General features: G+C 40.0%; 21 protein-coding genes and 2 pseudogenes. 10 read left to right on the plus strand and 13 right to left on the minus strand.

Annotated elements, in window-relative coordinates; genetic code table 11:
- The first annotated feature begins 42 nt into the window (after window positions 1-42).
- Both CWC18_RS16630 and CWC18_RS16635 read left to right on the plus strand, forming a co-directional pair.
- Window positions 43-576 (plus strand): methylated-DNA--[protein]-cysteine S-methyltransferase, encoded by a 534-nt coding sequence (locus CWC18_RS16630; protein ID WP_138675748.1) that lies wholly within the window; start codon window positions 43-45, stop codon window positions 574-576.
- A 118-nt stretch (window positions 577-694) separates the two neighbouring features.
- Entirely contained in the window at window positions 695-1840 is a 1146-nt protein-coding gene (locus CWC18_RS16635; RefSeq protein WP_171041141.1) for an FAD-dependent monooxygenase, read from the plus strand.
- 65 nt (window positions 1841-1905) lie between these two features.
- Here the strand turns inward: CWC18_RS16635 and CWC18_RS16640 are convergent, their stop codons facing one another.
- Entirely contained in the window at window positions 1906-2607 is a 702-nt protein-coding gene (locus CWC18_RS16640; RefSeq protein WP_138591325.1) for a hypothetical protein, read from the minus strand.
- 140 nt (window positions 2608-2747) lie between these two features.
- Between CWC18_RS16640 and CWC18_RS16645 the strand changes: the two genes are divergently transcribed.
- On the plus strand, window positions 2748-3098 hold the full coding sequence (locus CWC18_RS16645; protein ID WP_138591326.1) for a cadherin repeat domain-containing protein: 351 nt from the start codon (window positions 2748-2750) through the stop codon (window positions 3096-3098).
- Between the two features lie 122 nt (window positions 3099-3220).
- Here the strand turns inward: CWC18_RS16645 and def are convergent, their stop codons facing one another.
- Both def and CWC18_RS16655 read right to left on the minus strand, forming a co-directional pair.
- Window positions 3221-3763 carry a peptide deformylase gene (gene def / locus CWC18_RS16650; RefSeq protein ID WP_138675722.1) on the minus strand — a complete coding sequence of 181 codons (543 nt, stop codon included), beginning with the start codon at window positions 3761-3763 and terminating at the stop codon, window positions 3221-3223.
- A gap of 131 nt (window positions 3764-3894) precedes the next feature.
- Window positions 3895-6021: a winged helix-turn-helix domain-containing protein gene (locus tag CWC18_RS16655; RefSeq protein WP_138675723.1), complete on the minus strand. Its 2127-nt coding sequence runs from the start codon at window positions 6019-6021 to the stop codon at window positions 3895-3897.
- A 253-nt stretch (window positions 6022-6274) separates the two neighbouring features.
- On the opposite strand from CWC18_RS16655, the gene CWC18_RS16660 reads away from it, so the two are divergent.
- Window positions 6275-7129 (plus strand): alpha/beta hydrolase, encoded by an 855-nt coding sequence (locus tag CWC18_RS16660; RefSeq protein ID WP_138675724.1) that lies wholly within the window; start codon window positions 6275-6277, stop codon window positions 7127-7129.
- Window positions 7130-7309: 180 nt separating this feature from the next.
- Here CWC18_RS16660 and CWC18_RS16665 read toward each other — a convergent pair whose 3' ends face one another.
- From CWC18_RS16665 to arsH, 4 genes are all read right to left on the minus strand, one after another.
- Window positions 7310-8476 carry a murein transglycosylase domain-containing protein gene (locus tag CWC18_RS16665; protein WP_138591330.1) on the minus strand — a complete coding sequence of 389 codons (1167 nt, stop codon included), beginning with the start codon at window positions 8474-8476 and terminating at the stop codon, window positions 7310-7312.
- 185 nt (window positions 8477-8661) lie between these two features.
- Window positions 8662-9120 (minus strand): DUF2846 domain-containing protein, encoded by a 459-nt coding sequence (locus CWC18_RS16670; protein WP_138591331.1) that lies wholly within the window; start codon window positions 9118-9120, stop codon window positions 8662-8664.
- A 207-nt stretch (window positions 9121-9327) separates the two neighbouring features.
- The gene (locus CWC18_RS16675) at window positions 9328-9570 is read right to left on the minus strand and encodes a hypothetical protein (protein ID WP_138591332.1); all 243 of its coding nucleotides are present in this window, start codon (window positions 9568-9570) and stop codon (window positions 9328-9330) included.
- Window positions 9571-10155: 585 nt separating this feature from the next.
- Window positions 10156-10890, minus strand: a complete 735-nt coding sequence (gene arsH, locus CWC18_RS16680) for an arsenical resistance protein ArsH (protein ID WP_138675725.1) — start codon at window positions 10888-10890, stop codon at window positions 10156-10158.
- Window positions 10891-11047: 157 nt separating this feature from the next.
- Here arsH and CWC18_RS16685 point away from each other — a divergent pair, with 157 nt between their 5' ends.
- Window positions 11048-11356 carry an ArsR/SmtB family transcription factor gene (locus CWC18_RS16685; RefSeq protein WP_138591334.1) on the plus strand — a complete coding sequence of 103 codons (309 nt, stop codon included), beginning with the start codon at window positions 11048-11050 and terminating at the stop codon, window positions 11354-11356.
- Between the two features lie 177 nt (window positions 11357-11533).
- A complete protein-coding gene (locus tag CWC18_RS16690) occupies window positions 11534-12235 on the plus strand; it encodes a VC0807 family protein (RefSeq protein WP_138591335.1) in 702 nt (233 codons plus the stop codon).
- Window positions 12236-12459: 224 nt separating this feature from the next.
- On the opposite strand, the gene CWC18_RS16695 is transcribed toward CWC18_RS16690, so the two are convergent.
- The 3 genes from CWC18_RS16695 to CWC18_RS16705 all read right to left on the minus strand — a co-directional run bounded on the left by CWC18_RS16695 (window position 12460) and on the right by CWC18_RS16705 (window position 15705).
- Window positions 12460-12864: a DUF1801 domain-containing protein gene (locus CWC18_RS16695; protein ID WP_138675726.1), complete on the minus strand. Its 405-nt coding sequence runs from the start codon at window positions 12862-12864 to the stop codon at window positions 12460-12462.
- Window positions 12865-13162: 298 nt separating this feature from the next.
- Window positions 13163-14530, minus strand: coding sequence for a serine hydrolase domain-containing protein (locus CWC18_RS16700; RefSeq protein ID WP_138675727.1), 1368 nt, complete (start codon window positions 14528-14530; stop codon window positions 13163-13165).
- A 380-nt stretch (window positions 14531-14910) separates the two neighbouring features.
- Window positions 14911-15705, minus strand: a complete 795-nt coding sequence (locus CWC18_RS16705; RefSeq protein WP_138675728.1) for a BPL-N domain-containing protein — start codon at window positions 15703-15705, stop codon at window positions 14911-14913.
- Between the two features lie 373 nt (window positions 15706-16078).
- Here CWC18_RS16705 and CWC18_RS16710 point away from each other — a divergent pair.
- Window positions 16079-16291: pseudogene (locus CWC18_RS16710) on the plus strand (transposase); the annotation flags it as partial.
- Between the two features lie 217 nt (window positions 16292-16508).
- On the opposite strand, the pseudogene CWC18_RS16715 reads toward CWC18_RS16710, so the two are convergent.
- Together CWC18_RS16715 and CWC18_RS16720 are read right to left on the minus strand one after the other, a co-directional pair.
- Window positions 16509-16805, minus strand: a pseudogene (locus CWC18_RS16715) (transposase); the annotation flags it as partial.
- 101 nt (window positions 16806-16906) lie between these two features.
- The gene (locus CWC18_RS16720; protein ID WP_138591342.1) at window positions 16907-17581 is read right to left on the minus strand and encodes a M15 family metallopeptidase; all 675 of its coding nucleotides are present in this window, start codon (window positions 17579-17581) and stop codon (window positions 16907-16909) included.
- Window positions 17582-17890: 309 nt separating this feature from the next.
- Here CWC18_RS16720 and CWC18_RS16725 point away from each other — a divergent pair, with 309 nt between their 5' ends.
- Both CWC18_RS16725 and CWC18_RS16730 read left to right on the plus strand, forming a co-directional pair.
- Window positions 17891-18874 carry a DUF4097 family beta strand repeat-containing protein gene (locus tag CWC18_RS16725; RefSeq protein WP_138591343.1) on the plus strand — a complete coding sequence of 328 codons (984 nt, stop codon included), beginning with the start codon at window positions 17891-17893 and terminating at the stop codon, window positions 18872-18874.
- Between the two features lie 350 nt (window positions 18875-19224).
- Entirely contained in the window at window positions 19225-20802 is a 1578-nt protein-coding gene (locus tag CWC18_RS16730) for an ATP-binding cassette domain-containing protein (protein ID WP_138675729.1), read from the plus strand.
- 24 nt (window positions 20803-20826) lie between these two features.
- Here CWC18_RS16730 and CWC18_RS21085 read toward each other — a convergent pair whose 3' ends face one another.
- Entirely contained in the window at window positions 20827-21003 is a 177-nt protein-coding gene (locus tag CWC18_RS21085) for a hypothetical protein (protein ID WP_171041142.1), read from the minus strand.
- 536 nt (window positions 21004-21539) lie between these two features.
- Between CWC18_RS21085 and CWC18_RS16735 the strand changes: the two genes are divergently transcribed.
- On the plus strand, window positions 21540-23315 hold the full coding sequence (locus CWC18_RS16735; protein ID WP_138591345.1) for a GGDEF domain-containing protein: 1776 nt from the start codon (window positions 21540-21542) through the stop codon (window positions 23313-23315).
- The last annotated feature ends 118 nt before the right edge of the window (window positions 23316-23433 follow it).

Raw genomic sequence — 23433 nt, forward strand, 5'->3', positions numbered from 1 at the left:
ATGATAAGCTCTGTTAATAGATTTCTTTGAGGAACCAGAGTGATGTTCGTTGATTACTTAAACACCCCGCTCGGTACAATCGAGTGCGTATCATCTGAAAAAGGCCTAAGACACGTCATATTTTGTGGCGACCAGGTCAACGAGGCGAACCCTAATAAAATTACTCATATGTGTATTAAACAACTCGCTGAGTACTTTGATGGTTTACGCAGTACTTTTACCATTCCACTTGACCCAGTAGGTACCGATTTTCAACAGCAAGTGTGGCATTGCTTAAACAGCATACCTTTTGGCGAAACTCGTTCTTATTTAGATATTGCCAAACAAGTTAATCGCCCGAAAGGATCGCAAGCCGTTGGTGGTGCCAATGGCAGAAACCCAATCAGTATCATTGTGCCTTGCCATCGTGTTGTAGCCAGCACTGGTAAGTTAACAGGGTATGCAGGGGGGATAGAACGTAAATTATGGTTACTCGAACATGAGGGCATTTGTATCAAAGCGTCTAATGAAACCAAACAGCTTGATATAAAAAACGTGTTACATACTCGCCAATCAAAAACACAATATTTAGTCTAACTGAATGTAGAACACGCTCTCTCTTTACTCGCAACTCAAAACGATGGTACTTTCCAACTCAGTTGTTATCAAAAAAGTCTTTAGTAAACGCTTTAACATTGATCTTTTTATTGAGGTTATGAGTAAATTGGAAAATATACGTATATTGATTGTTGGTGCTGGGATCGCTGGAAGTGCCTTATTTCGTCGTTTAAAAGCACAGAGACATCAAGTTGATATTATTGAAAAGTCGCCTACTTTAACCAATGAAGGCGCCGCCATCTGTTTGCCTGCCAACGCAATGATTGAGCTTAAAAAGCTAGACTTAGTTGACCAAGTTATGGCATGCGCACATCAAGTAGAGCAAATTGAGTATGCGCTATCGAATGGCAAAACACTCGCTAAAGCGTCGCTTAATGATGCCCCATTAAATAAAGCGCCCTTCGTCGCTCTAAAGCGCGATGCACTAATGAATATACTCAGAAAAGACATCGCCAAAGAAATAACGCTCGATACTTGCCTGACCGATATTGAACACACCGATGAAGGTGCTACCGTGACGTTCAATAACGGGCACTCTCAGCACTACGATTTAGTGGTCGCCGCAGATGGGATTAACTCACAAGTTAGGGAAATTATCCAACCTGACACGCCGTTACTAAAGCATACCGTGACCAATTGGCGATTTATCACCCAAAAGCCTTCACAAGACTTTCAACCTGTGTACTACGTAGGTAACACCTCATTATTTATGATTTACCCCATTAGTAATGAAGAAGTGTACTGCTATGGTCACGTTATCGACCCTACAGGGCAATACTATGCGATGCCTGTTAAAACCGCGTTAAATGCCATATTTGCCAACTATGCAGCGCCCATAAAACATTGCCTAGACAACATGCCTGACAATAAAGATATTGTTCGAGGTGGCCTAAAAAGTGTTGCTAAAACAGAGTCTGTTTATAACAATGTGGTATTAATTGGTGATGCCCTACATGGTTGCCCACCTAGTTTGCAGCAAGGCGCAGGTATGTCTTTAGAAGATGTAAACTGTTTGGCTGAACAACTTACTGATAACACACTAGATTTACAGCAAGCACTGGCAAACTATCAACAAGCCCGCAGTGCACGAGTCGCTTGGACAGTTCAAGAATCAAATAAAATTATAAAGTTTGCAAGGTTAGGGCAAAGCTTTATAGGGCGGTTAGTAAGAAACTTTATTATTCGCCGTACAGGCCCGGCAAATGTGGTTGGTTGGCGAAAGCTGTTAGCAGAAAAAATATAAGCACACGGCCAAAAGCATCATACACAATGGAATGCATGATGCTTTATCACTACAACTTATACAGCTTAATGACCCGATAGCACCGTCACTGTGTCATTAAATTTACCACCGACACCGCTGATCACCTTATAACCATCTATTTGCCTAATATGTCCTATATGTCGGCCAATATGGTTATATGAAGACACATACACACCATTTGCAGCATAAACACGTATAATATTATCACTACTGGTCAGAACGTGAACATTACTTTGCTCATCGACCGTCAAGCTTTTTGGTCCATTGAGATCGTGCATTAATTCAGTCCCGAATTCGCCAATACTTGCTACAGTCTGGCCATAAAAATCAAGGGTTGTAATGCTATGTTTACCATATTCTAATATATGTACTGATTGAAGCGCATGATCAATGGCAAAGTCTTTAATACCCTCCATCGTATCTGGTAAATGAATTTTACCCGCACTCTCGCCTTGCAACGTAAAAATACTAATTTCTTTCACCTGTTCAAAATATACATAAATAGAGTGTGCGTAACGACGAATTATTCGCGGCTTTAGCTGAACCTCAACCGTCTCTCCTGTTGGCGTAATAACCACCATACTAGGAAAAACGATATTTAATTTACGTAAGGCAGCAACCGACAGTCGTTGTGCCATTTGGTCAACATGAGTATTATTTTTTTGCTCTTGAGCATGAGCTGATAAACCCAGTAACCCCGCCGAACAAAGCGCTGAGGTTGATTTTAAAAAGGTGCGGCGTTCCATAGCTAAGCTTCTAAAATGTGTCACAGTAGATATATTGTCACACGATTAAATAATGATTTAAATTACACTCAATTACAGTCATAAAAGGTTTAAAAAGATTGAATCATCTTGCTATTTTAAGGTTACTCACGGCCTAAACTTTGCCAATAAAAAATACATTAGACGGAATCTCATATGAACTTACCTCTTCGTCGCATTCAGCTTTTGAGGTAAATGAAAAAGGAGAAATCATTGTCACCGAGCCAACTGATTTAGACTACGAGCTTGGCAATAATACTGCGACGCTGATGGTCGTCGCGACTGATAGTTTAGGCAATACATCAGCCGCTGCGGAAATAACCATTAACATCGAAGATGTACCTGAGAAAACCACAGAGCAACCCATAGCAACAGCATCAACAGATTCATCTTCAGAATCTTCGGGCGCTTTTGCTTGGCTTGCGCTGTTTGCAATACCTTTTGCAGCACTTCGCCGCCGTAAGCAAAAATAAGTCTGTAAATACATAGAGCGCCAGTCAGCATTGATTGGCGCTCATGATATAACTTTTAGTATTTACAAGGGTAATAGGTATCACCTCTTGCAACTATAATTGCAAGGTGGAGTTAATTTGAATTACCTATTTGCAAACTGCTTATACCATTCACTTTCACTGATTAAATCTTGCGTTGACTCTAATTGGTCAATAAACGTCAGCCCATTTAAGTGATCCAGTTCATGCTGAAAAATGCGAGCGACAAAATCATGAAAAGTTTTATGTTGCTCATTACCCTGTTGGTCAAAGTATTTAACGGTAATTGCAGTATGTCTAGGTACTAAGCCACGCATACTGGGCACACTTAAGCAGCCTTCCCACCCTTTTACTTTTTCTTTTGAATACGATAGAACCTCTGGATTGATGATAGCGGTGGGTTCCATTAAAGGTGCATCTGGATATCGCGCATTCGGCTTTGAACACATAATAAAGATGCGTTTACTATGATGTATTTGTGGAGCTGCAATTCCCACACCACCCGCTTTTGATACCACAAGCAGCATGGTGGTAATTAATTGCTGACACTCATCCGAGAGAATATCCTCTACTTTAGACGCGGGCTGTCTTAATACTGGCGCGCCCAACTGAGCAATATCATATCTGTGCGTGTTTACATTATTCATTGAGTTTCCTTTTTTATGCTCAGCTGACCGCGCGATGTTTACTTTGCTTTTTACTCTTAAATAAGCTGTGCGATATCATTACCCAACAATAACACTCACTTTATAAACTAGCTGATGATATGTTGATAACGCTAATTAGCTGCCAACACTAACTCAGCCAGCGATTTTTTTGACGCAACATGATTGCTAAACAACACATTCGTATGATTTACATCGGTTAAATAGTCTATGGTTTTTGGCACAGCACCTAACACTTGAAATTCTGTCGAGTTCAAATCATAAGACCACAACTGTGATGCTTCATTTACCCCATAAATTACATTATGTGTGATCACGAATCGCTTATCACTGCCTTGAGACATCAAGGGCGGAATTAAGGTATCTTCAACCGAGCCTGTTATCCAAAAACGGTCGAGTAGATCCGTGTAAATAACACGTCCATCCTCACTTTTTTGTGCCCATTTGACGCTTTTTTCACTCACTATTGTATAAGCTGAATTTCTCAAATTAAGCGCAACAAGCATAGGCTGCCCATCAATATTGACTAGCCCCAATGCACTGTCATCTTTACTGTTCCACTGAAACAACTCTCGAATAGGGTCATTCATCGGTATACGCTTTTGGCTGCCATCTAATAACACCCTGAATAACTCAGAATTCACATTCACTAACACACTCTGTCCATCTTGCGCCCAATGAATGCCATTAAAATAGCTGTCTTTTGGAAAATTACTGAGCTTTTGTGAGCCTTTACCATCATACAGCCATATTTGAGCCTCCCCCGAACGATTCGACTGAAAAGCGATTAAATCTCCACCAGGCTGAAACTGCGCTGCGTGTTCAAATTGAGTTGAACGGTCGAGGGTAACATAATTCTCAGCGTGTACATTTGATAACGCCATCATCGCAATATCACTATCATAAAACCCCTTTACCACTAATGCGCGCTGGCCATTTAGATGAAAAGTAGGCGTACTAATGGAAGTGTCTAATGGAATACTAATATTCGACACTTGGCCATCAAAGGTAAGGCCAAATAACTGTCGGCCAGTGCTAAAAATAAGCTGCTCATCATCAGGGGTAAAATTAGGTGAAATGCGTCGATAAGGTGATATTTCAGGTATGTTTTCAACGGGCTGACTCGATACGAGTTCACCACTTGGCCTGACTATATCTAAATAACGCTGGTGATCATTTCTCAGTACAATTAATGCGATTAAGTTATCTTTACCGGAGTAATCATAATCAATGAAACGGCCATCAAGCACATCATAAATAGTCTGACTTTCATTGCCAGAGACTGAATATAAGATCAGCTTCCAACGTTTATCAGTCAGCTGCATCAGTAACACTTGATCGTCATTCAACCATGTCGGTTTGATTATTTTGGTATTTTTACACTCCATGATTTGTGTCGGTTGATTATGCCCCTCAAATGCCTTTGCAACATCAAGACGCTGTAATGTATAACACTGCTTTTGGGTGACGGGTGTTGTGCAGTCGTTGGCTTCAATATAAATAAGCTGTTTGCCATCATCAGACAGGCTATGCTCACCATACGTGCCTAATTTATCCATGAGCGGGGTTTCACGCCCAGTTTCAAGATGCTTGGCCCAAATACTACTGCGACATAGTTTTTCAGGGTAACGCTGAAATATGACATATTGACCATCCGCTGAATACACACCACCATATTCTTTATTATCTGTTGCGGTCAATGAGCGTAGCTCTTTTACCTCAAATTCAAAAGGTTTAGAGCCATTGAAGTAACCCATACTGTTCAAGCCAATGCCTACCCCAAACAAAAGAGTTAACATAAAACCAGCAAAAATATGGCGCCAAGATCTGTTACCTTTTTGCCGCTCTTTTCCCCCAGCAAGTGCGTGTGTTTCATTAGCTGATTGCTTACTGCGCTTTGTTAGTTTGGGAGTCGTGATATTTGCTTGCCAACGTACCTCGCACTCCAAACTGTATCCTTGCTTGGCATGCGTTTTAATATATGCCTTCGATTCAAGGTTGGCACTTAATACTTTTCTTAATTGTGCAATACTCCTTTGTAACGTATTTGGCGTAACAATGGTATCAGGCCATACTGCGGTCAGTAACTCATCTTGGCTCACCACTTGGTTAACATTTTTAGCAAGGCACGTGAGTACAGCTAAAGCCTTAGGCGGCACTGTTTGAGTTTGGTGATCATAGGTAACTTGATTTCGAGAGAGGTCGATAAAAAAATCACCTACCCAATATTGAACAGACATATCTACGCTTTCCAAAGGTGAATAATATAAATTAATACGCTATTTAAATGAAAAACCATCCTACCATACCGTTTGAACATCCCAAAATTAGGCTTATAAACATATGATAAATATATTATTAATTTAAATTATCGATATATCATTTATAAATCAGCACAACATCAGGTTTTTCCATATTTTTGCCTATACAGTCAAGTTCAACATTGAGTCAAAAAGTATTCATTAAAATAATAGATAAAAAGGAAACACCATCATGACCATACAAAAACACTTTATCCTTGTGTTGAGCTATCTAGTAACCCTGTTAATTATTTCAGTCGCTCAAGCAAAAGAGTTTCATTTACCCAACACCCACATAGTGCCTATTAATGATACTCAGTTAGCGCGTCAGTACGAACTTTTAATTACTTTACCTGATGGATATAACAAAAACGCCAAAAAGCCTTATCCTGTGGTTTATTACACCGATGCCCCCATGCATGTTAGCTTACTCTCAAGCGCAAGCAACTTCATATTAAACGAGACTATTTTAGTTGGGATCTCATGGCAAACGAACACCACTGGCGCGCTCAAAAAACGGGGAGTGAGCGCTAGTCGTGTTCGTGATTATTCAATTAATGAATCGAGTAATGCTGCAAGACAAGCAAAATATCAATATGGTCAAGCCAGTACCCACTTAGCGTTTATAAGAAACACCGTGTTTCAATACATAGAAAAAAACTACGCTGCTGACCCAAGCAACCGCACCTACTTTGGTTTTTCATTGGGAGGATTGTTTGGGGCATACATATTAACGGCGCACCCTGATACTTTCAAAAACTACATCTTGGGTAGCCCAGCACTGCGCGGTGATATACCACTACTTACAAAGCTTAGTAACAACCACACACACCTTAATGCCAATGTGTTTATTTCTTACGGTGCATTAGAGTCAAAGCTTGCAGATCACGTAAATGAGTTTATTGATGTATTACAAAAAAGAAATGATAACAGCTTGAAGCTACAAACCGCGGTGATTGACGCAGCGGGCCACAGTGATTCATTTCCAATGGTTGGGGTACGCAGTATTATGTGGTTATCGTCGTTGACCGATATAAAGACGCATTAAAGCACCCCCTTCCTCACCACGGTGGTTGCCTTGTGATTAAAACGCTCTTGTGATAAAAACAAGACAAATTTGCCTGCTTTCATATCGTATTTACAACGTACCTAATGAAAGCGGCATACATCATAATTATATTAGCAATACCTAACGTTCTGCCCATCAATAACTAAAACGAAGAATGCACTATAAATACTTTTGCTTCGCTTTAGTCACCTTTTCAAGATAACGACGCGACTCATCGCGAGGATGATCATAACGCAGCTGTTTATACACGCTAGCTGGTGATTGTTGATTAATTTTTTTGACCGCTGTAGTGCGGCTTGGGTGGTAAGTTTTAAACACATTTCCCGCACCGCCATTATATGCTGAAATAATGGTGTATTCGCGGCTCAGTTGATGCTTCACTCCGACTAAATAACGGGTATTGAGTATTTTTAAATAGGCAGTGCCAATATCAATGTTTTGCTGGGGGCTCATAAGGGTAGATTTAGTGGGTTGCCCAGCACGATTTTTCTCCAATTTGTAAACATCGCGCCCCGCCGTTGCGGGCACAACTTGCATTAATCCGTACGCATTTGCATGACTCACCGCATACGGATTAAAGGCACTTTCAGTTTCAATAACAGCATAAATCAGTGCTGGTGAAATATTGTATTTTTTAGCCGACGCCAATACCGCATCACTGTATTTTAAGTGCCTTAGATGCTTGTGATCCGTCACTAAGTTAAACGTCACTTGTGTCATTTTTCGACCATTTTGAAGTAAGGTCGTTAAATTATTGGCCACCAAATAACTTGCATAGCGCTTTGCCCGCCATTCATAGCGCACCACTTGCCCGTCTTGATCACGTACTTGCGGGTATAAAAATGGCTCACCTGATAATGTTGGCGATTGGCTGGAGAATATATCTGTTTGACTGGGATCATCTGAGGTTAATAATGTTTCAAATATTGCCTGAGAGAGCTTAGACTTTATATTCTCCGTCGCAATCGTTTCAATGGTTACTGAGCCCTGAACGAAATCGACAATTGCTCGTGCTTCATAATCATTCGAGTACTTCACATAACGGGTATTACTGGGTAACTCTTTATTTGATTTACCCCATACTTGCTCAATGATTGCCTCTAAGTTGCCAAATAAACGCTGTATCTTCGCCATATCCTGATTTATAGACTGCTGACTTTTATTAATACCTTCAGCGATCACTGCAACATCATGTGGATTCTTTTGGATCTGCTCTGTTAGCTTCTTGATTTCTTTAGCTGATTGTAAATTCAATGTGGACTGACATGCTATTAAAAAAATGACAATATGAATAAGGGCAGCTAAACGCAGTATGTTTTTTTGCATAAAAGTTCACCTATCTGAGCAGGGAAATTGTTCCTTTACCTATTGTGAACCATACAGTTAGCTATAGCGAGTCAATATTTCAACAAAGTGACTCTTATCAGAAATCGTATATTTGGAAACAAATTGGGGAAGTCAGAAAGTTAGTTGAGCACTAACTTTCAAATAAAAGAAAAAATTATTTCGTCTTACTTACTACAGGTACCTTGAATTGCTAACTTCAATGGTTTAATCGCTTTTTTTCCTTTATCTTCAGAAACAAGCTCTAGGTTTGCACCACCAACCATCACACCCATTTTTATATATTGTTCAACAAAGTAGTGTTTTCCAGCCTCAGTTTCTAAAAACAAATCATTAGGTGAAAACTCCGACTCTGTCGATAGCTTATGCTTTTTCCCACCTTCAACTTCTGTATAGAAAAATACTTTTGGTGCAGTTTCACCGACACAGTTATCATTAACCCATACATCTTTTTTTAGTGCCGAACCCAACATTGAATCACGGTAGATATAAAGCCCAGCCATACCCTCTTTTGGTGCATCATATTGTTTTGCTTTATTCGATATTTCTGTCGGCTCTAAAGGCACAGAACTACACCCAGCAAAAAATAATGTTGCAATAACGCTGACGCCTAATTTCTTGAACATTTTTACTCCATTTAATATTCATTATTGTTTTCGGCGCTATAGTACGATGCTAAATCACGTTACTCAATAATTACCCTTTATTAATGTAAACATATGTAAATAAAAGATTTGCAGAGTGAGTCTTGACGTAAAAAGAGTCAATTAATAATTACTTAAATATGAATTAAGTTGGCTTTTTAAAGCAATCATATAAAAAAAACGTGCCTTTCATGCAAATACATGAAAAAAACAATTCATCACATTAAGTAAAAACCGTGCATTTTGCTCGGCGCCGTAAGACCTCAGGCCATGTACCTTATTTGTTTTAAGGTTACGTTGCGACGAAAACATCATACCCTCTGTAAATAGAGCGACACGCCCTTTACCCACTTCCATTACAGTTCCCTGATTCCAACCACCAATGGCGAGTTTAAGAGGTTCTGCATTATCCTGAAAGAGTATTTTAGGCACAAGAAACACTGCATTTGGATGGATAGTTAACAGCGATATTGCATGAACAGGGATTTGGAACGCTGAACCACCAAAGGTTCGGATTTATGTTATACACTTTGCTGATCCATTAACTTTCAGCCCATCAATCAAAAAGCGAGAAGCATATACCGGTTGCTTTTGCTCTACCTTAGGGCAAGTAATATCATGCTTACGCAACGTTTCACTTTTAACTCTAAAAACCGCATCGCTAACATATCAGCTAAACCCCTCAACTAATTTTGCAATAACAGCGGGAAAATGTAATTAACGTCAAAAAATTATTATACGCTACATCTGTGAAGACTAAGGGGCTATTTTGTGTACTAAATTACTTAATCATATTATGGGGTTTAAAATCAGGGGCTGCCTGTTGGGCACTCTCTGAACATGCTAATCACTGTATACTAAGCGCCCCTATAGCACTCACTTTAGCGAGTAAATTCAAATCACATTCCTTTTGAAAAGTGGGAGGCCATGAGTACAAAATCATGCATTTCAATTTCATAACGGCCCACAAACGTTTAGTAAACTAAACCCTGTTAATGAATATACTAACCTTATCCATCACTCACTAATGTTTTCGTTTTTTAATACTTCTGCCAACTTATTGCTTTTTTGTACTCGCTCAGAATATCGGTCAGTTAAATACTGCTTATTGTCACGAGTAAGCAATGTAAACTTCATCAGCTCTTCCATTACATCAACAATACGCTCATAGTAAGACGACTCTCGCATACGTCCCTGTTCATCAAATTCTTGATACACTTTAGCGACTGATGATTGGTTCGGTATGGTAAACATACGCATCCAACGGCCAAGCACCCGCAATTGGTTGAGCGCATTAAAAGACTGGGATCCACCTGACACCTGCATGATAGCCAAGGTTTTGCCTTGCGTGGGCCGTATTGCATTTATAGACAAAGGGATCCAGTCTATTTGTGTTTTCATCACACTCGACATGCTGCCATGGATCTCAGGGGAGCACCACACCATACCATCAGACCAAGTTACCCGCTCTCTTAATTCTTGCACCTTAGGGTGTTGTGCACCTTCGGTCGTGCTATGTAGCGGCAATCCTTCTGGATGAAATATGAATGTTTCAGCTCCCATTTCTCTGAGTAATAGCTCGGCTTCTTCAATCACCTTGCGACTATACGACCCTTCTCTTAATGAGCCATAGAGCAAAAGTATTTTTGGCTTTTCATGTAATTCAGGTACGCGTAATTCTTTACCAGTTAATGCAGCAAGCTCAGTTTCTTTAATATTTAAGATCTTTTGTAACAACAAATCTTTGTTCATAACGGCGGTTCTCTCTTTATCAAAAAACACATTCGATTTTTCATATATGTTTTATCATATACGATTTAACATATATGTAAAGTCACATATGATTTGACAGATATGAGCAGTCAGCGGTATAAGTGCATTATTAATCCTTAATCAATCACTTTACCCAATGGAACCATTGATATTTTTTAAATGTTTAGCAGATGAAACTCGGCTAAAAACATTGATGTTGATCAGCTTAAAAGAGTCACTGTGTGTGTGTGATATACAATGCTGTTTAAATTTAAGCCAACCTAAAATCTCACGTCATCTGGCCGAATTAAGAAAATGTAATTTGGTGGTCTCTAGCCGTAAAGGCAAATGGATTTATTACCAATTAAACCCTGAACTCCCCGACTGGGCAAAAGAAGTCCTACAAAAAGTGACCGTAGAGCAGCAGCAGAGCTTAAAATCCTGTTTAGCAGCATTGCAATGTTAACAACCTTGTAGATTTCCTATTGTTGAGTATTACACGGGGTGTATTTGAAGACCGTCAAATCTTACCTCAACGTTGTTTAACTGCGTATTCAAAGTAAACAATCTAAACTACTTGGCTTGTCTCTATCATCTACCGTACACTCAGCACTATGTATACGTTACTTATTTAGAGATTGCAGTGGCACAAAAACAAAATAAACCAACTGGCGTTTTTAGCCAGCTTCTGTTTAATATTATTATTCCTGTGGTCATTTTGACTCGCTTTTCAGGGGAAATGCATTTAGGCCCTACATTGGGCGTCATCGTCGCTTTGGCCTTTCCAATTCTATTTGGCTGTTGGGAGTTGAAAAAAACGGGGAAATTTAGTTTTCTATCCGGACTTGGGATCGTATCGGTATTACTCACCGGTGGGATCAGCTTATTAGAATTGGATGTAAAATATATCGCAATCAAAGAAGCATTGATCCCAGGCTTAATAGGCACCGCCATTATTGTTAGCCAATACACAAAATATCCATTGCTGAAAACCCTGCTATTTAACCCCAATACCATGGATATAGATCGTATTGAACAGGCCTTAGAAGCAAAAGGAAACTTAAATAAACTGCCAAAAGTACAAATCGTTGCATCAAACATTTTGGCGGGTTCTTTCTTTTTATCGTCTGTATTGAATTACGTGCTCGCAAAAATAATTGTGGTGAGCCCCGCGGGTACTGAGGCCTATAATAATGAGTTGGGCCGTATGACTGCGTTAAGCTACCCAATCATCGCAGTGCCGACCATGATCGTGTTTTTTATTGCTTTTTATTATCTGCTCAATTCAATAAAAAAACTTTCTGGATTAAAAATTGAGGAAATGTTTCCAGAGTCGGGTGGATAAAATATAAAAGTACCGGATTACAAAGGGCTTAAAACTTTACTTTGAAAAGCCCAAATTCAAAGTTTATATTACTCGCCAGCCAACATAACAACTGTACTTAATGTGCAGTTGTTATCCCAATATAACACCATCAATTTCATTTATAGAACACAATCTAAAATTGCCTTAGTCTTATAAGCTCATTGATATAATAACCCCCCACAATGCAACGATATAATAGAGGTTCAAGCCCCTAACAATGGCAAATGCTTGCGCTGCTGGTAAGTTAGAGCGAGTTCTATGCAGTGCGTAAGCACCAACTCAGGAAGTGGGTTTGATAAAGTAAGTTGAATTGCCCTAGCGCCTTGAAACGCTAATGAGTCACCGTACAGCTCTCTAAACGTGTCAACCAGCTTAGTGTTACAATTGAAAAACAGATAATAATGCTCAGGAGACTTCAACTTCCAATCTAGACGAATTGGACTGCCTGTTTTTACGCTATAACTGGGCTCACCCCACTTTAGTGACTCTTCAACTTCACCTAACTCCAAAGATGTGGCCACCGTTAAAATCAAGTGACGCAGTGCAACCAAGTGAATTTTTGCTTCTTTCGGATATTCATCAAATCGATATTTAACAGCTTGATTCATTCACCATACCCTATTCATGTTAAAAACGTAAGTAGATACTGAGCATATGAAAAACCGCTTACGTATACTTTTTATCCTAACAGTTCTAGATTATACCAATAAAGGTACAAGGCCTTTGTTATGAGTTTAGCCGCATAAAAAGTACAAAGATAATGCCTGACACACTGCGAGTGAAGCCGCGTTACTTTTAGCTCAGGGGCTTATCGCATTAGGCGGCTTTACACATCAACACTTGTCATATAATAACCACATTTAAAATAGTAAATTTATCAGTGAGGTAAATCCATCAGCTTCGTAATTATAACTTAATCAAAGCTTCTTGCTCACCCTGATACAAGTAAATAGGTACTATTTCACTCTTTCCAGCGTTTTCTCGTAGTTGAAAATAATTTTCAGTGCATTCATTAGAAAAAGAACTATCTTCTCGGGGAATAATCTTACGTTTAGTGTCATCTCCATACTGGGCGTACAATGTATTACCCTCAAGAGAAATAGTTAACACTTTGGAACTTGAAGACTGATAACGACCAACCAATTTTTGAGCTAATTGCTTAACCTTTTGTGAATCAATTAGTGGTTCAGGTGATAACTTTAGCTGAAGTGCAATCATATCGAGTAACATCGGGCCAGGATGTTTTGTGTCAGCATTACTAAATGCAGTAGCAAATAAATTATGCTCAGGAAAAGAAACATTCCATGAAAGGAACCCTGGCACCATTCCTTCATGACTTAAACTATCTACTGTAGCTAATGGCTGTATATTTAATCCCAGCCCATATTTGATGTATTTACCACTATTCAATCGCGTTTTAGTCGCCATTAGAGTAAAGTTTTGAAGTGTAATTACTTCTCCTGACGATAAAGCTTTATTCCACCGGCTCATATCAGCAAGCGTTGAAGCAATAGCCCCCGAAGAGTAGATCCAGCTGCGATCAACTTTCCATGAGCGCGATATTAGTTTTTCCGCTTTAATATACTGTTTTGCAGCAGGATCGCGCGTTGTATAACCCTGAACATTTCCTACGCTCAAACCTTTGGTCATAACAAATGTGTTTTTCATCTGTAATGGCTTAAAAAATACTTCCTCTAAGTAGGCTGAGTAAGGTAGCCCTGATGCCACTTCTATCACTTTTCCTAACAGAATATAGCCTAGATTTGAGTAAGAATATTCCTCTGTGGGATTAGACTGAACAGGTTTTTTCGTTATTCTGTTAATAACATCTTCAATCGACGCATACTCATCCCAGACTTTATGTACAGTGGGATCATCCAAGTAATCTGGTAAGCCCGACGTGTGACTTAAAATATGCTCTAATATTAGATGTTTATAATGAGGATTAATATTAGGAATAAACTTGCCTACAGGGTCTTTTAACGACAGTTTATTACTTTCCAATAGCTTGAATATTGCAGCTGCTGTAAATGTTTTAGTAATTGAACCGATCTGAAAAACATCATCGACTTGAAGCTGCCTCATCGTTTTTAAATCTGCAATACCAATTGCACCACTATAAATCAGTTTGTCAGATTGTTCTAATCTCACCACCATACCAGGTTCACTCAGTGAGTTATGGCACTGTGAAACGGTGTCGAACTTAAGCGTCTGCGCTAACACGCTAAAAGAACACATCCCTATAACAACACTTAATGCAATAAATCTCACCATGAAAAAGCCCTCTTAAACCGTATTTATTTAGAAAGCTCAGACTACGATCGATTACAGGTGTAGTCAATAGAGTAATCATTTTTGTATGAGCAATCTGAAAGAGTCTGTTAAGACGGGTGAACACCATATAACGCTAATAGAAAGTCAACAAACATGCGCACATAATTATTACGCGCTGAGTGTAAATTCAAAAATTTAAAAACGGTTGAAAGAACGATATGAAACTTTCTGCTCGTTTTTTAACATGACATTTTCGATAAAATTTTTGATTGGATGTCATTTATTACTTTTTCAGACATGCTCTTTGACTTCTTGATGCAGCGAATGAAATCAATAAACAACTGCCACTATAAATGTTATTTTTCCAAACTAAAATAGAGTCACAGGGCTTCACATAGTGTTTCAACCTGCGCAGTCCAGCGTATAATTTCTGGGATCATGCCTCGATTTTCTGCTGGTAACTCTAGGTGAGGGCTAGATACAAAAACACGCCCTTTTCCATAGGTTGTTTGAATGCATGCAGCATGCCCGCTCATATGTTCATCGCTAAAATACTCAGGGAAGCGAATACGTTCGTTCTCTGAGTCTTCAGGTGCTATCACTGACGAGAAAGAAGCAACTTCTTTTATTATGCCAAAGCCTGCTTTGCGCTTTGACTCTGTTAATTTACCACCGGTTTGGTCAACCATAAGAGGACCTTGCCAGTAGAGCATCGGGAGCGTGTCTTTTAGTACCCATTGAGACGAAAAAACTTCTTCTGCATGATCCGCGTTCAACTTTACACTTATTAAACCGCCACCTCGGTTTTGGTGTTTCATGTCATGCAGCTTTACATCGACTAGGGCAAGCCACCCAAAACGAGCATTCGTAGCAAGAAACGCCCCTGAACAAATACCAAAGTACCCTCCTCCTTGGCGAACGAAGTCACGAACAATTTTTCTACCTCGAACTCCAAGAGCCCATTGTTGATACAACATTACTCCGCCACCCGGGATCATAAAAACATTGACACCGTCAAGCCTACTTTGCCGTAACTTTTTTCCAGTTACGATTATTGTCTCTATGTTGGTCTCAGCTTTTAAAATCGCATGAATAACCCGAGCTGATTTATTCTGAGGCCCAGCTAAAACACCCTCATTGTCAACATCGAAAATAGCTACAGTAATTGAATTCACAAATTTTTCCTTGTTTAATTATTACAATGCGGAATCATGATGATATGTTTACGTTATCATACAAGCTGGCTCATCCATTTTGGAAGGTCCTTTATACATAGGCACCACAACCAAAAAATTAACAACTAAAAAACAAACAGTCAACAACCAACTGTAATTAACAATCTAGCTTTGATTTTCATTCAGTGGCAACAACACGCCTGTGGCAGAAAACAGAGAGCCTGTACCCAATTTTAATGCGTTACTTTAAGTGATTGATCTGTTTCATCAAGAAGGGAAACTGGAGGAAACAGTTGAAACAGTGACTCCTAGAAACAGGGGGGAAACAATTCCGAATTCAAAAAGCTAAAATCAAACTAACACCCACAACACCAGTGCAGAAATTATGCAATCAATTCCAGGGATTGGCCCTATTATTGCCTCCGCATTCAGCGCCAGCATCGATAAAGGCCAAGTATTTAAAAGTGCGAAAGACTTTAGTGTCTGGCTTGGCCTTACGCCTAGGCAATATGCGTCTGATGAAACAAATCATTTAGGCACAATTACTAAACGTGGAGATGGATACCTCAGAAAACAACTTATTCATAACAGGGGGGAAACAATGACACCCATTCAAAAAACTAAAGCCAATAAGCAAGTAAAGTTCAATCTAAAATATCGCCTTATTTGTAAAATTGGATTAACGACATGTGCGATAAGCTCAAAGATAGGAGAAACTAAACTCATACGCAGCAATAAGGCACGGCTAAGCCGCCACGCTATGATGTTTTGGGTATCTAGAGATTATCTTGATGGTACAAAAATTAAGCCAGTAACTTTTCACACTGCTTGTAATTAGCCCGCCGTTTTATTTCTAGGCTCGCACAATAATTTTCAAGCTTTTGAGGACGCCCTACTGCACCATGGAATACTTTGGTAAATTGCGTGGTGAGTTTTTGCCAGTTCTCTGGGGCGATGTTGAATCTGTCTAGAATTGGTGAGTTGATTAGGCTTATAGCGCCTCGCTTATCTGCTCGCATACATCGGTCGGTTAGCTCTACCAGTTCTAAATAGGACTTTAATTCAAAGGGTAAACCTTTAAGCATGTGCTTTCGGGGAGCCTGTAATAGATTATGATATAAAAACACGGTTTTTCGCTTAAATTGCTCTGTTGTCAAGATATTGCCAACCCGATTGACAAGCTCCTTAAACATATCGTTCTCTATTTATCCGTGATCTCTACATCAAAGTACTGCGCTTTAAAAGGTTCATTGTTTAAAGTAAAGTGCCACCATTCTTCTTTTAACCCTTTAAAGCCAGCATTAAGCATCACTTTCGCTAACAGCATACGATTTGCACGCTGCTGTAAGCTAACTTTAGTCGAAGCAGGCCAAGACAATGGCGAGAAATAATCCCAGGTTGTGCCCATATCAAGCTCAGTCCCTGAACGCGCGTCAATTAAAGTAACATCCAATGTGCTACCTCGTGAATGACCTGATTTGGCAGCAATATACCCTAATTTAAATAGCTGAGACTTATCGACATCAGGATAGAATTTTGCTTTATTTTTTATATCACCTAAATCTTTAGCCCATGATACAAAATGATCTACCGCGCTTTGTGGTCTATAGCAATCATATACTTTTAGGCTGAGCCCAAACTGCTGCACCGATGTTTGCGCCACTTTGAGTGCTGCGAGCGCTCTAAGCGATAATAGACACTTAGGGGCTGCATAACCGGTGATACGGGTACCCACAAAATTATCGGTGCCAAAGTAACGAATATCAGTCACTAATGACGGGATTGCTTCTTTTACATCATAAAGGTCTTGTGCTTGCACAGATAAAGCCATAAAAGACGCGCCAAGTAATACGTAAGATTGAATGCTTTTTTTCATAATAAAGACCTTAAATATGATGTACTTAAAAACTAGCAAAACAATATGTACGAAGTATGAAGTCTATGGCTCAACGAGCACACCGTGTAGTATGCCTTAAAATGCGTGTTATAAGCACATAGGCTCGTTAAAAATAACATGAGTCAAAATGTTTAACATTGCTATCAAAAACACAACTTATTGGTCAATTTTATCATTACTGAATTTCCAAACCGAAAATAACTCTATATTTTACAGAGACTTAAATTTTGGCATCATGGTTGCTATAGTATGAGCAAATAAAAGTATAAAAATTCTAGGAACAACACAATGATGAAACTACTTACTCCAATATGCGCAGCACTCATGTTAAGCGGCTGTATTGTCCACGTTGGTGGTTCGGCAGCACATGCAGATCAACACACAGAGCAGCAATTGGTATTAGATGCGACACAATTAACCACGCTGAACGCCAACTTAGAAGCAGGTTCATTAACCATTATTGGTTCACCAAAAGCGACCGATATAAAAGTAAATGCTGATATTTATACCTTTGAAAACTCAGAATACACCTTGACCTTAGACAGCTCAGGTGACACTGCTAAATTAGTCGCAAAAACGGCATCACGCAGCGGTAATGTATGGGTGGTGGGTGGCCAAAGTCCCCGTATTAATCTGGCTATCACAGTGCCTGAAAGTTTAATTTTAGACATTGAAGATGAGTCTGGCGATATCAACATACAGCGTATGAAAAACCAAATTAAGATTGAAGATGGCTCGGGTGATATTACGGTTAATGGTGCTCAACACATCAGCATCAGCGACAGCTCTGGCGACATTGACATCAATGAAGGTGGAAATATCAATATAGATGATGGTTCTGGAGACATTGAAATTTATGGTGTACAGACGGTTAATATCACCGACGGTTCTGGCGGCTTATTCATCAAAAATGCGCAAGGAGATATCAATATTGTCGATGACTCTGGCGACTTAACCGTGCGTGACACCCGTGGTGAAATAACCATCGAAGATGGCTCTGGTAGCCTTGAAATTAAAAATGCACTTGGCAACATAAAAATTGATGACGATAGCGGTGATTTAACGATTGCACACACCAGTAAAAATGTTGATATTGAAGATCACAGTGGCAGTATTTCTATTGAACAAGTGTCAGGTAAAGTAACTATAGACGATGGGGCTGGTGATATTTATATTAATGGCGCTGGCAGCCTACATATTGCAGACGCAGGCCCAGGTGATGTGAATATCGACAATATCAAAGGCAGTGTGTCTGGCGACTTAAGCCGTTAATCATAAACACGCAATTAAATTACAGATCCAAGCTGTGGGTAGATTATCACTGTGTTTACCCACGCAACCTGCTGATTTTTTGGCTAACGTATATTGAACATAAGCTACCTATTCTCTCATCTCCCCCTTGAAATGACCTTGAAAAACCCTTTACACTATTACCCACTTTTTATTGTGGAGTATGCGCCGTCATGAACAACTAAGTCCTGTTATCCGAATTTTCATTCTTTTTTTGGATCTACAGGGTTAGTGGGCGTGGCTCTATACCTTTCATATTTTTGTGTGGCATGCACGCTGCACTTAGCATTTTGGCTACCTCACTGCGCCTGTTTTATTTCAGGAGGCAATAGATGCCGATATTTCAAATTCACACTATCAGCTTTAATCTAGCTCACGGTGAGCAGCTTTTTAATAACCTATCTTGGAGTTTAAACGCTCACCGTTCGGCGCTTATCGGGCGTAATGGCGTTGGTAAGTCAGTGCTTATCAACCTCATTCGAGGCAAACTTTCACCCACGCAAGGTAGTATCACCTGCCATAAAAATATAGGGTACTTTGATCAACAACATGAAGAAGTTTCCCCAAACTCAACACTCAGCATCGCAGCTTATTTGGGATTATCAACTCCCTTATTAGCCCTAGAAGCCATTGCCAATGGCAGCTGCGATCCCGATGATTTTGCTGCAGTAGGAGACAACTGGCTTTTAGCGCAGCACTTAAGCGCGCAGCTTTCTGCACTCAACATCCCCTCTGACTACTGGCAACACTGCAATACACTCAGCGGCGGCCAACTTGCCCGTTTAAAGCTCTGGCAGCTGTTCAATGCAAATTACTCAGCGCTTATTTTAGATGAACCCTCAAACCATTTAGACTTACACGCTAAACAATGGCTTAATGAACAAATCGATGCCTTTAATGGACCGCTCTTAATTGTTAGCCATGATCCACAACTACTAAAACACATCCCCTATATTTATGAGCTTACACCCCATGGCCTAAACACGTTTTCAGGTAATTATGACGACTTTATAGCCGCCAAAAAACGTGCCTCACAGGCGTTAGCACAACAAATTAGTCACGTAAAAAAACAACAACGTAAACTCCAATTAGAAACACAAAAAAACCAGGAGAAAGCACAACAACGTGCTGCAAAAGGTAAGGCTCTGCGCAAGCGAGGTAGCCAAGCTAAAGTATTATTAGATGCCAAAAAAGACCAAGCTACCGCCAACAGTAAACGCCAAAAAACCAGTGTGCAACAACAGCAGATTAAGTTGTCAGGCACAACCAATACCTTACTGGCTAAACAGATCCAACCCGAGCACACACATTTTTCGCTACAAACACAGGCTAGTCATAATAAAAAAGCCATCGTACGCGCTCTGCAACTTACCTTACCTTATGGTACAAATACCGCCATAGACCTCGTTGTATGTGAAGGAGAAAAATGGCATATCAGCGGAGGAAATGGCACAGGTAAAACAACGCTCTTCACTATATTACAACGTAAAGCAGAAGCCATATCCGGTACATTACAGCTTAATTCAGCAGTTTTTTGCCTCGACCAACATTATCAACTGCTTGCGCTTAACCGTAGCGTATTAGACAACGTAAACGATTTTTGCCCGACACTGTCTACCTGCGAGGCTCGCACACAGCTCGCTGGCATTGGCTTTAAAGCAGAGCAAGTGTACATAACGGCCGACAAAATAAGTGGTGGTCAAAAAATGAAATTAGCCATGCTCATTGTGAGCCACCAGCCAAAACGGCCCATACTGTTACTCGACGAACCCGATAACCACCTAGACGCCGCCAGCAAACAACATCTAGCAGATGCGCTCAGTCGATACAATGGCGCTTTATTATTAATCAGTCACGACCCCACGTTCATTGCGCAAGTTGGAGTTGACCGCACACTCAACCTCTCATAGCACCGTCTATAATTTCTCACCTAATTAGCACGGTGTTAGCGTATTTTTAGTCACCGGCACTGTGCTTAATAAAATGAATGCATTCAATACAGGGTTTGTTAACCGCGCTTGTGCATACACCAACGAAACTTCTAAAAAGGGCGTAATAAACTCAGTAAAAATAGTCATCAACTGACCACTGTCTAAAAAAGATTTCACCATAAAACGTGGTAGCCTCGCCACATCGTGGCCTTGCGCTGCAAAATATGGCAGATGTTGAAAAAGAGTTCATTGAATTCTTAAAATCAGAAAAAAACTGTGTATAACCGAATTGTTGCTCACCACCGAAACAACAATACCAGCCCAGAATTTGTTGATGCCTATTATCAGGCATATCATGGCAAGCTCGCGATAAAATAAGTCAATCACGCGCTAGGTACGCTTTAGGTAAAAGTACATTTAAGGTAAGCATACTTTGACAGTGAGCTGGCATGTAAAGCCCCTTTACATGTTCAAGAACCTTGTTCCAAAAGCACCTTACAATGCTTATGCATAAAATGACAAAACACCCTTTAGGTATGTTCACCCGACAACGAGTCAATCATTTACGCGCCTCCTCTACAGGATCATGCTAACGGCATACTGACATTAAACACTACCTAAAGAGACTCTCAGCGTATCAAAAACATAAAAATCTAAGCACAATTTTAACTAGGATGCTAATGTAATTATAAAGAGAGTCATTATATGAGGCTTAAGTGCTAGAAAATTTAAACATCACTAAAAAGCTCCCGTTTGTTATGATCAGTTTTGCGCTTTTATCTGCATTAGTGACAGGGGTAATCGCCTATATAAATACCTCTGACGAGCTAAAAACAGCAGCGCAAGATAAATTATTTTCATTACTAGAGTCACGCAAAGCTACGTTGCGTCACTATTTTGATGACATAAGCAATGATGTGCTTTTCCATGCACAAAGCCCCGCAATCAGAAACGCTCTTTCCGCATTTTCTCTGTCATGGAATGAGTTGGGACATGCGCCAACCGAGCAATTGCAACGCGCCTATGTTGAGCAAAACCCTTATGCAGATGGGCAAAAAAGTGCTTTTTTACAGGCCAAAAACGATACTCGTTATGATCAAGTCCACGCACAATATCACCCCACCTTTCTTAACCTGACGACCCTAAATTACTATCACGACTTGTTTCTTTTCGATACGCGAGGGAACTTAGTGTATACCGTTGCAAAAGAACGAGACTTTGCCACTAACATTTTGACGGGGGAATGGGCACACACGCATTTAGCCAGTACATTTATTGCTATCATGAACACTACCCAACCGAGTAAAATCATCTTTGAAGACTTTCAATTATACCCGCCTAGTAACAACGAGCCTGCTGGGTTTATTGGTACTCGAATAACAAACATAGATAATGTTGTCATTGGTGTACTCATTTTTCAAATGCCCATCTCTCCGCTTAATACCGTGATGCAAGTGACGGCAGGAATGGGTAAATCAGGTGAAACATATATTGTTGGTCCAGATAAGCTCATGCGCAGTGATTCTCGCTTTTTTACCGGAGAAAGTATATTAAAGACCCATGTTGATACCCCCTCAGTTGACATGGCACTGGCAGGTCACTCCGGTGTTCATATTATTACAGATTATAGAGGCATATCCGTTTACTCTGCATACGCGCCATTTAACTTTGCACAGCTAAGATGGATGATTGCAGCAGAAGTGGACGAGCGTGAGATCATGCAGCCAATTTATAACATGAATTACTTTTTATTTATTAGCACAGGTATTGTGATCAGTGTGATCCTGCTATTTGGTTATTTGTTATCTGCCAACATAGCTCGCCCCATAGTCAATATGACCCATATTATGAATCAGTTGGCCGATAATGACCTCACGGTAAATATTGGTGTACCTGAGCGCCAAGATGAAGTGGGCTATATGGCGAAAGCGCTCAATATTTTTAAAAAAAATGCCATCGAGCGAGATAAATTTCAAAAGCAGTTAATGTATCTGGCCAATCACGACCCGTTAACCGGGTTGCCGTCTCGGCAATATGGGACCCAGTATTTATCTGAAATGGTTAAACAATGCGCTCTAAAACACAATAAACTGGCCCTGTTATTTATTGACCTAGATGGCTTTAAAACAGTCAATGACAATTTAGGCCATACAGAAGGTGACGCTTTATTAATAAAAACGGCGCAAAAGCTGCAAGAAAGCATCAGAGCGAGTGATTTAGTCGCTCGCCTAGGCGGCGATGAATTTATTGTTGTGCTAACACCTATCACGCACAGCAGTGACTATTTAGAGATAGCAAATCGCATCTTGCAAAAAGTAGACTTCAGCTACAGTACAAACAATAAAAGCGCCCATGTAACCGCGAGTATTGGCATAGCCGTCTACCCTGATGATGCCAATTCTGCTCAAGACTTAATTCGGGTTGCTGACTTAGCGATGTACCAAGCTAAAAATGCAGGCAAAAATAAAGCGAAAAGACCCAAAAACCAATAAAGTAACACTGAATGCGTGCCGACCGCATAACTAAGAGCACCTAAACGGCATGTATTCCACCAGCTTTGCAAGCACACTCCGTAGATCATAATCCGCCGATAACAAACCGCACAATCAT

It is taken from the genome of Pseudoalteromonas aurantia (genome assembly GCF_005886875.1).
GTDB lineage: Bacteria > Pseudomonadota > Gammaproteobacteria > Enterobacterales > Alteromonadaceae > Pseudoalteromonas > Pseudoalteromonas aurantia_A.

Coding starts and splice junctions, on each gene's coding strand:
- CWC18_RS21085 (WP_171041142.1), bottom strand. CDS start 21,003: ATGGTGAAATCTTTTTTAGACAGTGGTCAGTTGATGACTATTTTTACT.
- CWC18_RS16700 (WP_138675727.1), bottom strand. CDS start 14,530: ATGGTGAGATTTATTGCATTAAGTGTTGTTATAGGGATGTGTTCTTTT.
- def (WP_138675722.1), bottom strand. CDS start 3,763: ATGAATAATGTAAACACGCACAGATATGATATTGCTCAGTTGGGCGCG.
- CWC18_RS16640 (WP_138591325.1), bottom strand. CDS start 2,607: ATGGAACGCCGCACCTTTTTAAAATCAACCTCAGCGCTTTGTTCGGCG.
- CWC18_RS16725 (WP_138591343.1), top strand. CDS start 17,891: ATGATGAAACTACTTACTCCAATATGCGCAGCACTCATGTTAAGCGGC.
- CWC18_RS16720 (WP_138591342.1), bottom strand. CDS start 17,581: ATGAAAAAAAGCATTCAATCTTACGTATTACTTGGCGCGTCTTTTATG.
- CWC18_RS16630 (WP_138675748.1), top strand. CDS start 43: ATGTTCGTTGATTACTTAAACACCCCGCTCGGTACAATCGAGTGCGTA.
- CWC18_RS16685 (WP_138591334.1), top strand. CDS start 11,048: ATGGAACCATTGATATTTTTTAAATGTTTAGCAGATGAAACTCGGCTA.
- arsH (WP_138675725.1), bottom strand. CDS start 10,890: ATGAACAAAGATTTGTTGTTACAAAAGATCTTAAATATTAAAGAAACT.
- CWC18_RS16655 (WP_138675723.1), bottom strand. CDS start 6,021: ATGTCTGTTCAATATTGGGTAGGTGATTTTTTTATCGACCTCTCTCGA.
- CWC18_RS16665 (WP_138591330.1), bottom strand. CDS start 8,476: ATGCAAAAAAACATACTGCGTTTAGCTGCCCTTATTCATATTGTCATT.
- CWC18_RS16695 (WP_138675726.1), bottom strand. CDS start 12,864: ATGAATCAAGCTGTTAAATATCGATTTGATGAATATCCGAAAGAAGCA.
- CWC18_RS16660 (WP_138675724.1), top strand. CDS start 6,275: ATGACCATACAAAAACACTTTATCCTTGTGTTGAGCTATCTAGTAACC.
- CWC18_RS16730 (WP_138675729.1), top strand. CDS start 19,225: ATGCCGATATTTCAAATTCACACTATCAGCTTTAATCTAGCTCACGGT.
- CWC18_RS16635 (WP_171041141.1), top strand. CDS start 695: ATGAGTAAATTGGAAAATATACGTATATTGATTGTTGGTGCTGGGATC.
- CWC18_RS16670 (WP_138591331.1), bottom strand. CDS start 9,120: ATGTTCAAGAAATTAGGCGTCAGCGTTATTGCAACATTATTTTTTGCT.